The organism is Alloprevotella tannerae ATCC 51259 (assembly GCF_000159995.1).
GTDB classification, from domain to species: Bacteria; Bacteroidota; Bacteroidia; order Bacteroidales; family Bacteroidaceae; genus Alloprevotella; species Alloprevotella tannerae.
Map to the genome: position 1 here is coordinate 465,165 of NZ_GG700642.1, position 10,995 is coordinate 476,159.

A 10,995-nucleotide genomic window follows, 5' to 3' on the forward strand; every position below is an offset into this window, starting at 1 on the left:
GATGATAAGCACTATAAATCTATCAATTGAAATCATCGCTCCCCTTTTCGTGTTAATCATCGCGATAAGAGGAGATTTTTATGACTAAGACATCGCAAATTGAAATATCGAGATGCTCAATTGCAACTTTTCCACATAAAGTCTTTGGTATATAGAAAATACTCCATATATTGGCCTTCCGAATCAATGAAGGCATATATGCTGACAAAAATATCAAACCTTAAATAAAACGTTTATGAATGTAACTCCTCTTTTCTGGCTGGTGCCCATCGCATCAGTAGTAGCGTTGACCATGGCCTGGTTCTTCTTTAAGAATATGATGAAGGCCGACGAAGGAACACCCCGTATGCGCGAAATTGCAGAGCACGTCCGCAAGGGCGCAATGGCTTACCTCAAACAGCAGTACCTCGTCGTTCTCAAAGTCTTTTTAGTGCTCGTCGTTCTTTTTGCTTTCATGGCCTATGTCCTTAAGATTCAAAATCCATGGGTACCTTTCGCCTTCCTCACGGGTGGTCTTTTCAGTGGTTTAGCCGGCTTCTTCGGCATGAAGACCGCCACCTATGCTTCCGCGCGAACCGCCAATGCTGCGCGCAAGAGCTTGGACAGCGGTTTGCGTATTGCTTTCCGCTCCGGTGCGGTAATGGGATTGGTCGTTGTAGGCCTCGGACTGTTGGACATTGCCCTGTGGTTCATCGCCCTCTCCTATGTCTACGGCTCTGACCACGTTTCGCTCATCACCATCACTACCACGATGCTCACCTTTGGTATGGGAGCTTCCACCCAGGCCCTCTTTGCCCGCGTTGGCGGCGGTATCTATACAAAAGCGGCCGATGTTGGCGCCGACATTGTCGGGAAAGTTGAAGCTGACATCCCGGAGGACGACCCGCGCAATCCAGCTACCATTGCCGACAACGTAGGCGACAACGTGGGCGACGTAGCCGGTATGGGCGCCGACCTTTATGAGAGCTATTGCGGCTCCATTCTTTCTACAACCGCTTTAGGTGCCACGGCCTTTGCTTCGGCTGGTGACATGCAGATGCGGGCTGTCATCGCCCCCATGATTATTGCCGCTGTCGGTATCTTCCTCTCACTCATCAGTATCTTCCTCGTGCGCACCAAAGAAGGAGCAAGCATGAGTCAGTTGCTACGTTCACTGGCCGTCGGCACCAATACCAGCGCTGTGCTGATTGCCTTCGCCACGTTCCTCATCCTTTATGGTCTCGGCCTCGACAACTGGGTAGGCCTCAGTTTCTCCGTCATCAGTGGTCTCACGGCGGGCGTCGTCATCGGACAAGCTACAGAGTATTACACCTCGCATAGTTATAAGCCCACCCAAGCTATTTCCGAATCGGCCCAGACTGGACCTGCCACGGTCATCATCAAAGGTATCGGTACGGGTATGATTTCCACGAGCATCCCCGTGCTTACTATCGGTGTGGCCATTATGTTGAGTTATCTCTGCGCTAATCATTTCGATCTCTCTATGAGTGCTGAGAGCATCTCGAAAGGACTCTACGGTATCGGCATTGCGGCTGTCGGAATGTTGTCCACGCTGGGCATCACGCTCGCTACGGACGCTTACGGCCCTATCGCCGACAACGCCGGCGGCAACGCTGAAATGAGTGAGCTGGGCGAGGAGGTACGTCACCGCACGGATGCACTCGATGCACTCGGCAATACCACGGCTGCCACGGGCAAAGGCTTTGCCATCGGTTCGGCAGCACTCACCGCACTGGCCTTGCTGGCTTCCTATGTAGAAGAAATAAAAATCGCCATGACGCGAGCTATGGAGGGCGGACAGCAATTCATCGACGCAGCCGGCAATGCCTTCGATCCGTCAAAGGCTTCGATGCCCGAAATGATGGAATACTTCCAAGTAACACTGATGAACCCGCGCGTACTCGTAGGTGTATTCATTGGCGCAATGGCTGCCTTCCTGTTCTGCGGACTCACTATGGGTGCTGTCGGACGTGCCGCGGCTAAGATGGTCGATGAAGTGCGCCGTCAGTTTCGCGAAATCAAAGGAATCCTCGAAGGCAAGGCCACGCCCGACTATGGTAGCTGTGTTGAAATTAGTACGCGGGCTGCCCAGCACGAAATGATTCTGCCCTCGCTCTTAGCCATCATAATCCCCATCGTCACAGGCATAGTTCTCGGCGTTGCCGGTGTGCTCGGTCTTCTCGTTGGCGGCCTCTGCGCCGGCTTTACACTGGCCGTCTTCATGGCCAATGCTGGTGGTGCGTGGGACAATGCTAAGAAATTCGTGGAAGAAGAAAACTTCGGCGGCAAAGGTAGTGAAGTTCACAAAGCTACGATCGTTGGCGACACCGTTGGCGACCCGTTCAAGGACACATCAGGCCCAAGTTTGAACATTCTTATCAAACTGATGAGTATGGTCAGCATCGTTATGGCCGGCCTTACTGTAGCCTGCAATATGATGTAGCGCTACAAAAATAGCATGATATAGCAACCCTGATTCTACCTAAAAGGAACTGGTAGGATCGGGGTTGCTAAGATTATCTTCCTCCGCCCCAACAGTCGCCTTCCAGTTCTTGTATCTATTTATCAGGCCTTCTCTCCACTCTTCACTTGGACATTGACTAATTAAGCGCAGATAATCAGCTTCGCTTACTTCCTTAATCATTGATTCCACTAATTGTAAAAGACGCCACTGAAGATCGTAGAAAGCTGATTCGGGGAAAATGCGAACTAAGACCAAAGCTTCTTCGTACGAAAGAGGCAAGGTAATCCTTTCAAGATGCGCATCGTAGCAATTTATTAAGCGATCAACAGACGCATCGTCGGAAAGAGATTCATTGGGCATTCTTCCAAGTTCTACTAAGCAAACAAACTCCTGCCTCATATTTGCTGTTCTTTCTAACTATATTGATTTTACAATACCCCTTTATCCGCTTTGATTGAAAAGGCAATCGCATCTTTTCGCGAATAAAGAGCTGTATTCCCCAAACGTGCGCAACATTTTGGGGAACACACGCTCTACATATAGCTTAGCAACAATCCCAACTATACAAACATTTCGCAAAGTCGAGATACTTCAGTTGCTCTTTTGTGGCGAAGAAGTTGCCCACGCCCGAGTCGCCCCAAAGAATTTGGTAATCCTCATCACCATAGTATGAGTCGAGCTGAAATAATAATTCAGTATAGTGTTGCAGCGACTCGCAAGTGCGTGGGTCTGACTGCGTAAAGTATCCATAGCCTCCTATTTGCGTATGCTTGTCAATCTCAAGCGCATCATAGAGTTCACCGAAAAGATCTTCTTCTATATCATTGATCTGCCAAAGACTTTCCACTTGCTGTTCGGGAAAATGCGAATTCCACTTTTCCACAAAGACAGCTCCGGCACGATAGTCGAACAACAGCGGCCATTGCTTCTCCGACTTAAAGGTCATAGACAAAGGAATATCGGTCATAATGGGCGTACACAAATCTCCGTCTTCGTCACCCTTTGGTTTGTAAAGAGTAGTCAACTCTTACTCAGAGAAGTGGTCTTCGATCGTAGGATAATACAGGACACGTTTATTTATATCGGAGCAAGGATTTTCATAGTCATTACCCATATCATAATCGCCACCAAAAATCCAAAACTGTACGATGCCCTTCTTCGGATATATAGCGTTCTCGGGCAATTCTTCGCAGTTTATCTGTGCCAGGAACATCAGTTGTTCGCCCTTATCATTGGTTGGAATACAAGCTGATTTTGGCAAATAGAAGTGTCCGCCTACCTTACTCTGTGTAATTCCCACCATCGGGTTAGCCGTTAGCTCTATCTTGATTACGTCGAGAAGTGCCTCTTTCTTAAAATCTTCTATAAATGCATTTAGCTTTTCTTTCATTGTTTTGCCGCCTTCATTATTATTAACTAATTGTCTGCTCAATATCATAGAACATTTTCCCCGCGAAGAAGATATTCATCACACAGTGTACGGGGACTTGATCCGTCCAAAGCCAGCCTTGGAATACAGCCATACCCCAATTGTACGTTTCGTGGATAATCTCAAACTCACTACGCTTATATTTGCTTTGATATGTTTCAAAATCTATGCGCTTGCCTTGAAAATCATCTAATAGCCTATCACTGAACACAAGTACATCTACATCATCTATGTCTACTTGCTCAAAAATGATTCGTGCTTTATGAGTGTGTTCTGCACCTTCATCATAGGAAAAGATATAATCAAAATGCAATATCAGACTTCCATCCTTATACTCCATCTCCTTGATGCGTGCATCGTGAAGCGAGTATTTGAAATATGCGCCAAAGTCTCTTGCTATTTTCATCTTTACAGCCAATTGTCTGCTCTATATCCTTAGCCGTATATTACTGCACGTCAACTTCCGCAAACTACGTAAAACATAGGAACTTCATGCTCAGTGTAATCAGAACTACTGCCCTCATAATCTATTCCTTCAAAAAATACGTGGTCGCCCAGCTCTTTATTAGCCATCAGCTTTTGCAGTTTCCAGACTATCTCCTGTACAGAAAAAGACTTTCCATTATCGGCTTTCAAATGCGCCCTGATATCTACCTGCCACATACCATCTTCTTTTTCCTCTTCAAGAAGTTCTTCATAGTCATCAGTCAGACATTCATTATCATAGAGTTGCTCCAAGCTTTCTATCCACGCCTCGTATGTAACAAGTATTTCCGCTTCTTCTATTGGTGCGTTACATTCCGTTTCCCGCCAGTTCTCGCCAAGCCTTTGCGTCATTTTTTCATTGAATTTAGCCTCAAATTCTTCTGCTGAATAATCGTGCTTATCAAAAATCCAATTTACGTCAAACAGATTATTATATTTGTGCTGCTGATCATTAGCAGGCGCTTCCGGCGCAACATCTTCGTTCTTGTATTTCTTATAATGCTCATATACCAGCGGCGTTTGCGATTTATTTTTCTCTAAAGCCCCAGACAGCAAACGAAATTCCACAAGTTCCATACACCATTCTATAACCTTTTCATCCTCGGCCTTTTCGATAGCCTTTTCAAACATTTCCAAGGCCTTTAAGTTGTCGGCTTCCGAATTATGGGGAAAGCATCGACTCGCATAAGAATAGCCATAACGGTAATACCATACTGCTTTTCTCTCTTCCTCAGGAATCATATCCATGATTCTCATCGCCTCGTTTTCCTGATTATTGTTGTTGTAAGACCTAGCCAGCATACCCATAAGTTCAGCGCTCAAATTCTCGATGCCTACGTAGTTGAGCAATTCTATCACGCGCTCTTCTTCCTGCATCTCTTGAAGGAACTTTATGGCAAGGCATTTTTGGTTTTCATCTAAAAGCGCAAAGTCTTCATTTTCCATTTCTGTGGCATCTATGGTAAGCCCTTTGATAAAGTCTTCAAAGGTATCCGCCAAAACGCCGATATGATAATCGCTCTCTTGATCTACTACGACCACTTTGGGCTCGCCATCTTTTCCGCACTCCCTATAATCAAGGAAAATCATATCGTGACCACCCGAAATGGTATCGGCCACGGCAATGCCAATATTAGGATAGCCCCACTCCGATATCATAAATGCACTACCCAGTTCGCCGCAAAGCGAATGGCGTTTTGTTCTGTCTATGCCGAATATACCGGTAATGTTTATTTCATAATCGTCTGTAAGGAATACACGTAGTACAGGAATACCCCCGTTGTGCTTTTTGATGAGTTCGATATAGGATTGCGGCAGTTTGTAGCCCAATTCTTTTTCTATTTCCGATATTTCTTCGTCCGTAGGCGCTTTACCTATATATGCTTTCTTCGCGTAATCACTATCGTTCCAAAAGTTTGTCCAATCAAAGTTTTCAAATGGTTTCATATCTATTCCTCTTTATTTGCTTATACTTTAGATTTATCCCGTGTTGCTCCAGCGTACAAGTACACCGACAAAGACAAATTTCTAATTGATGAATAACAACGGCTTAACTCTCCCAAGACACGCCGTTTATGTCTCCCTTGTCATCAAAGGCAACACATAATATCTCATCACTCTCTTCTGGTAAAATCATAAAATCCATGGTAATGCTATGCTCATCGCTATCTATCCACAGATTTATATCTGTTACCGTCATTTTCGAGACAAACTCAGCAATCTCATCGGGTAAGTTTGCATCTTTACATTCTTCGAGATGGAAGTCCATATAACTCCGATCCTCTTTCAAGTTTTCTATCAACGCTTGGGTAGCTTCCTTGATATGGTCTTTGCAGTTTTCTAAAAAGAGCGCGAATCTGTCCAAGTCCTCTTCTTTCACGTCCGCACCTTGGTCATACCATAAGGTTACGTTTATGCCATCAACTTGACCTTCCCAGACTTCTTCGGCATCGTCGTTCGCGTCGAAACTCACTTTACCAAAATATTTGTGCTCAAATGTTTGCATTTTTCTATTTCCTTTTACTTAACCATCCATTGAACGATCAAAACAATCATATATTCCTTCAACTTCAAAGCCAATAATATAATCTTTTTCTATGTCGTGCGCCCCGTAAGTGATCATTGCGCCAAAAGCTGAACGCCTAAAACAGGTTTGCCTTATAGCTCTACCCTATTTTTACTTCAAGCTCGTGACGGCATCGTCGCAACGCATTTTTCTAATAAATCGTGACCAGCACATTTCCGTTTTTAGCCAGCACTTCCCGATAAAAGTCTTTGAGGTTTTGGAAGTAATCGCTGATTTCTTCTTTCAATTCCTCTTCTTCATCATCGTAATCCCAAATATTGGGATAAAGCTCTGCCTTTTTGCACGCTTCCATACTGAACTTTTCCATAGCCCCATCTATGTCGAATGCTTCCAAAGCTGAAAGAATCTCGGCAACCCGTGTCTTTTCCGTATAAGCAATAAAATCCTCTATATCTTCGAGCGAACGAACCCCGACCACGGCTTCACTTAAAGGATCGTTGTCTATCGGCTCGCCAGCGGATATACCGGTAAGTACAAAATGGAGTGCGTCCCACATTTTATCAATGTCTAAGAGCAACTCGGGTTCTTCTCCCCAATCCTCCAGTTCTTCAAGCAACTCTTCACTATCGCCATTGAAATTCTTCAGACTGTTTAATTGCTGATCACTTATACACTGATAGCATGCAATCATTCCCATGTGTTTTCTTCTTTTAAGTTTATAAACTTGTATCAAATTGCCTACAAATTGCCCCACACCATTGAAGCGCAGGACTTTCTTTTCTCTGTAAGCCTATCACTTCCTACAAAATTCGTCCTTTTCATGCAGAAAGACGAAGAAAATCTTTGAAAACTGACCTCTATGCAGAGAAATTAACTCTCAAGCCCCTCTAAAGCATAACCTTTCCGCTTGTGCCGCTAATCTTTGAGCAAAGCCACAACTTATTTACTCCCGTAACAGCAAGCCCTTAGGCTTGGTCTTTTGGCAGGGCAGGCGTTGGAGCGAAGCGACAACCCTGCCATAGTCCGCCGCAAACGGCAACCCCTTAGGGTTGGTCTTTCAAAATATCCGCGGATTGGTTTATTATCAATGGATTATATCGCGTTTTGTCGACTCGACGGAAATGCTTACCTTTGCATACGCAAGGGCGAGGAGCGCTCTTGGCTTAATTATTCACCAATTAAATCTATACCACAATGATTAAATTCGTTATCAGAGCGAAGAAAAATCCGCTCAAGAGAGACCAAGTGAAATTTTATCCGCAGATGGCGCCAGGTGTGCCCGTGATGTTGCGCACGATTGTCGGGCGCATCGAGAAGCGTTCGGGCGTATCTTCTGCCTCCGTCAAGGCGGTGTTGGATGCCCTGCAATATGAGATTCTTCAAACACTCTCCGATGGTAATTCGGTTCGCTTAGGTGATCTTGGTTCTTTTCGCCTGACGATGCACGCTGAGGGCGTAACGACGGCGAAAGAGGCTAAGGAAAAAGGTGCAAATCTCATTAAGCGCGTGAGCGTGCGGTTTACGAAAAGCAGTACGATGCGTATGGCTCTCGACAAGCGTAACTTAATCTTCGGTGCACAGGACGATATTCGGAATGCGAAGTAGGTAAAGATGGCGGCACAACTTAGTGCCGGCAAAAATCACAAGTAGCAAAGGCCGCGTTTCCCACTTTGGGGGGCGCGGCTTTTGCGTACCTTGTCGAAAACAGGCCGTTGATCGGTCGCGCAGGGATAGGGATTGGTCAAACTTTCACCTATGATCGGAAAAAGTTTCTTAGGTGAAAGTTGAAACGATCTTATAGGAGAATTAAAATTGTCTTATAGGAGAGTTTCAACGATCATAGGTGATAGTTTGGCAAGGATGCGGAGGCGGGTGAATCGGGGTGCGTAAGGCGGTGTTGTTTTGTAGCTGAATCTTCGATGAAACCGTGCTTTTTTGAACTTTTCCTCCGTTTTTAGATTACTTTTTGCACGTTCTCGTAAAAGCGTGAAGCGCCCTTTACTCGTAAATCGGCGTGTTTTTGAAAGACCAACCCTATGGGGTTGTCATTGAACCCTTGATTCGTGGCAGCGTTGACGCTGTGCGTCAACACTGCCCTGCCAAAAGACTAACCCCGATGGGGTTAATGGCGGGAGAGGTTACGCGGAAATGATGCGATTTTAGGCGGACAATCAGCTGTACTCCGCAATGAGTTTATAAGATCGGACGGTAAGGTAAAATACATAAAGGCAAGCCCTTAGGCTTGGTCATTTGGCAGGGCAGGTGTTGGAGCGGAGCGACAACCCTGCCATAATCCGCCGCAAAAATGCAACCCCTTAGGGTTGGTCTTTCAAGGTTTCCGCGTATATGGATTAGGGTGTTTTTGAGAGACCAACCCTATGGGGTTGTCATTGAATCCTTGATTCGTGGCAGCGTTGACGCTATGCGTCAACACTGCCCTGCCAAAAGACTAACCCCGATGGGGTTAGTGGCAAGTGAAGGTGCGCGAAAATGATCTGATTTTAAGCGGAAAGTTGGAACATTCACAGGTGCGACTGGTTGCAATGCGGTTATTCGTGAGTGAAAAAATGCGGTATTTTTGCCGATTTCATCGATGATATCGGGTATTTTGGTATGTATCTTGGACGGGGATGCAGTTGTTTTTGGACGAGGATGCAGTTGTTTTTGGACGGAGATGCAGTTGTTTTTGGGTGAAGTTGCGTAGGAATGATGCGATTTTAGACGGACAATCAGCCGTACTCCGCAATGAGTTTATAAGATCGGACGATAAGGTAAAACACATAAAGGCAAGCCCTTAGGCTTGGTCTTTTGGCAGGGCAGGTGTTGGAGCGGAGCGACAACCCTGCCATAGTGTGTCGCGAGAGGGCAACCCCTTAGGGTTGGTCTTTCAAGGTTTGCTGCGTATATGTATTGGGGTGTTTTTGAGAGACCAACCCTATGGGGTTGTCATTGAACCCTTGATCTGATGCAGGGTTGACGCGCCGCGTCAACCCTGCCCTATCAAAAGACTAACCCCAATGGGGTTATTTGTGGACGTGTGGTCGTGGAAAAGAGATGATGAGGTTCGCACTTGGAGATTGAAAGTTAAGCATTGAAAGTATTAGCTCTGAAAGGGTTATTGACGGGTGCGAAGATACATTCTAAAAAAAGTGTGTAAGCTCCTTTGATCTTATCTTTGTAGTTGCAAAAAAGAACGCAAGAAAACAATGGAACTTACACGCTCACAAAAGTCGGTGTTTTTTCTGAACTTATATCTACTGTATAAATACTTTTAGGGATACTACTTGTAAAAGCACACAAAAAGACTGAAAAACTAAGTTGAACTTTGCTTTTCGGAGAAAGATCGGCAGACAATCAGTGTATCTATGAATAGAGGTATCACTTTGTAAGTTTGGAAATGTGTGAGCGCTACAGACATAGGCCTATAATCAGCTGACGACCAATGCTTAGTGACTACTCCTCAAACTTTTCTTCTACGTTAAAAATAACTTCGCAGTCGCAATACCCGCCATTCTCTCTTAAGAACTCCAATACTTCTTCTACATTATTCACTTGCTTGTCGCGTAAGAACTGTTCAGTTAGCGAAAAGTCGTGGTTGCATCCGGTTGTTTCCGATTGCTCATTCAGATAGTCGAATAAGTCTAAGAACAATTCTCTTGCCATTGGCAAACTGCTTTCAAATGCTTGCCGTTGCAAATCTTTATAATGCTGTCGCATCTTCTTATTATCGGTTTGATTCATATCAAAGTATAGTGTACGAGAATTTGTTGATAATTGTATTCTATTTACTAAAGTAATCCTTGTGTTCTATTTAGGATTGGCATAATTCCTATCTACACACCACTCTTCCTACTATAAATATGTAGTAAAAATTATTGCGAATCTCTATGTTTTATTAGTTAAAGATCACTCAGAATGGGATGGCCGGAGCGTCTCGAGATAACAAGCTCGGCAGAGGGGTTCATATTCGTCTTTCTCTCCTAAGAGCACTTGTTTTTCACTTTTGACAATGCGGTGGGAGACATAGGCAAGGTTTCCGCAACGCAAGCAGATGGCGCGCACTTTGGTCACTTCATCCGCGATAGCTAAGAGTGCGGGCATCGGGCCGAAAGGAAGGCCACGAAAGTCCATATCCAAACCTGCAACGATCACGCGTTTGCCTTTATTCGCCAAAGTATTGCAAACATCGACTAAGCTATCGTCGAAAAATTGCGCTTCATCTATACCTATCACATCGGCCTCTGCCGCTAACAACAAAATACTCGAAGGGGAATCAACAGGCGTTGAAGGGATAGAATTAGCATCGTGCGAAACAATCTCTTCTTCAGAATATCGTTTATCTATGGAGACCTTTGCACAGCGATTGGTGTGTATTTTGTTTGTTAATTCATTGTATAATAGGAAGTTATTTCGTATATTTGAGCATTAAAAACAGCATAATACTCCTCCCATGGCATACCAATCCAAGAATACCGATGAGCATGTAACATTTGCAGACGCACTCCTTTCAAAGCGTTATCGCAAAGCACAAAACGACTTCCTCAATCAGGTTGACACGCTTATCGATGGCGTCCGATCAGGACGCTGATC

At 44.9% G+C, this 10,995-nt stretch carries 8 protein-coding genes and 3 pseudogenes; 3 read left to right on the top strand and 8 right to left on the bottom strand.

Annotated elements, in window-relative coordinates; translation table 11 throughout:
• Nucleotides 1–235 precede the first annotated feature (235 nt).
• Complete coding sequence (locus GCWU000325_RS01985; protein ID WP_006254298.1) at nt 236–2,443, top strand: sodium-translocating pyrophosphatase; 2,208 nt, start codon at nt 236–238, stop codon at nt 2,441–2,443.
• 39 nt (nt 2,444–2,482) lie between these two features.
• Here the strand turns inward: GCWU000325_RS01985 and GCWU000325_RS01990 are convergent, their stop codons facing one another.
• The 6 genes and pseudogenes from GCWU000325_RS01990 to GCWU000325_RS02015 form a co-directional block, all read right to left on the bottom strand.
• Entirely contained in the window at nt 2,483–2,863 is a 381-nt protein-coding gene (locus tag GCWU000325_RS01990) for a hypothetical protein (protein WP_006254299.1), read from the bottom strand.
• Nucleotides 2,864–3,008: 145 nt separating this feature from the next.
• Nucleotides 3,009–3,902: pseudogene (locus tag GCWU000325_RS01995) on the bottom strand (YwqG family protein).
• A complete protein-coding gene (locus tag GCWU000325_RS02000; protein ID WP_006254302.1) occupies nt 3,877–4,299 on the bottom strand; it encodes a hypothetical protein in 423 nt (140 codons plus the stop codon). The pseudogene GCWU000325_RS01995 and the gene GCWU000325_RS02000 overlap by 26 nt, the downstream one beginning before the upstream one ends.
• Nucleotides 4,300–4,349: 50 nt before the next feature.
• Nucleotides 4,350–5,825: an SMI1/KNR4 family protein gene (locus tag GCWU000325_RS11190; protein WP_006254303.1), complete on the bottom strand. Its 1,476-nt coding sequence runs from the start codon at nt 5,823–5,825 to the stop codon at nt 4,350–4,352.
• Between the two features lie 103 nt (nt 5,826–5,928).
• Nucleotides 5,929–6,384, bottom strand: a complete 456-nt coding sequence (locus GCWU000325_RS02010; protein ID WP_006254304.1) for a DUF2004 domain-containing protein — start codon at nt 6,382–6,384, stop codon at nt 5,929–5,931.
• A 211-nt stretch (nt 6,385–6,595) separates the two neighbouring features.
• Nucleotides 6,596–7,102: a YfbM family protein gene (locus tag GCWU000325_RS02015; protein ID WP_040598774.1), complete on the bottom strand. Its 507-nt coding sequence runs from the start codon at nt 7,100–7,102 to the stop codon at nt 6,596–6,598.
• A 497-nt stretch (nt 7,103–7,599) separates the two neighbouring features.
• On the opposite strand from GCWU000325_RS02015, the gene GCWU000325_RS02020 reads away from it, so the two are divergent.
• Nucleotides 7,600–8,010, top strand: a complete 411-nt coding sequence (locus GCWU000325_RS02020; protein WP_006254307.1) for an HU family DNA-binding protein — start codon at nt 7,600–7,602, stop codon at nt 8,008–8,010.
• Nucleotides 8,011–9,858: 1,848 nt separating this feature from the next.
• On the opposite strand, the gene GCWU000325_RS02025 is transcribed toward GCWU000325_RS02020, so the two are convergent.
• Entirely contained in the window at nt 9,859–10,122 is a 264-nt protein-coding gene (locus tag GCWU000325_RS02025) for a DUF2695 domain-containing protein (RefSeq protein WP_211205522.1), read from the bottom strand.
• A 189-nt stretch (nt 10,123–10,311) separates the two neighbouring features.
• Nucleotides 10,312–10,758: pseudogene (locus tag GCWU000325_RS02030) on the bottom strand (thymidine kinase); the annotation flags it as partial.
• Between the two features lie 97 nt (nt 10,759–10,855).
• On the opposite strand from GCWU000325_RS02030, the pseudogene GCWU000325_RS11840 reads away from it, so the two are divergent.
• Nucleotides 10,856–10,995: pseudogene (locus GCWU000325_RS11840) on the top strand (IS5/IS1182 family transposase); the annotation flags it as partial.

Bases quoted from the DNA above. Each gene is read 5' to 3' on its own strand.
- GCWU000325_RS02025 (WP_211205522.1), bottom strand. From the start codon at position 10,122: ATGCGACAGCATTATAAAGATTTGCAACGGCAAGCATTTGAAAGCAGT.
- GCWU000325_RS02000 (WP_006254302.1), bottom strand. From the start codon at position 4,299: ATGAAAATAGCAAGAGACTTTGGCGCATATTTCAAATACTCGCTTCAC.
- GCWU000325_RS02010 (WP_006254304.1), bottom strand. From the start codon at position 6,384: ATGCAAACATTTGAGCACAAATATTTTGGTAAAGTGAGTTTCGACGCG.
- GCWU000325_RS01990 (WP_006254299.1), bottom strand. From the start codon at position 2,863: ATGAGGCAGGAGTTTGTTTGCTTAGTAGAACTTGGAAGAATGCCCAAT.
- GCWU000325_RS01985 (WP_006254298.1), top strand. From the start codon at position 236: ATGAATGTAACTCCTCTTTTCTGGCTGGTGCCCATCGCATCAGTAGTA.
- GCWU000325_RS11190 (WP_006254303.1), bottom strand. From the start codon at position 5,825: ATGAAACCATTTGAAAACTTTGATTGGACAAACTTTTGGAACGATAGT.
- GCWU000325_RS02020 (WP_006254307.1), top strand. From the start codon at position 7,600: ATGATTAAATTCGTTATCAGAGCGAAGAAAAATCCGCTCAAGAGAGAC.
- GCWU000325_RS02015 (WP_040598774.1), bottom strand. From the start codon at position 7,102: ATGGGAATGATTGCATGCTATCAGTGTATAAGTGATCAGCAATTAAAC.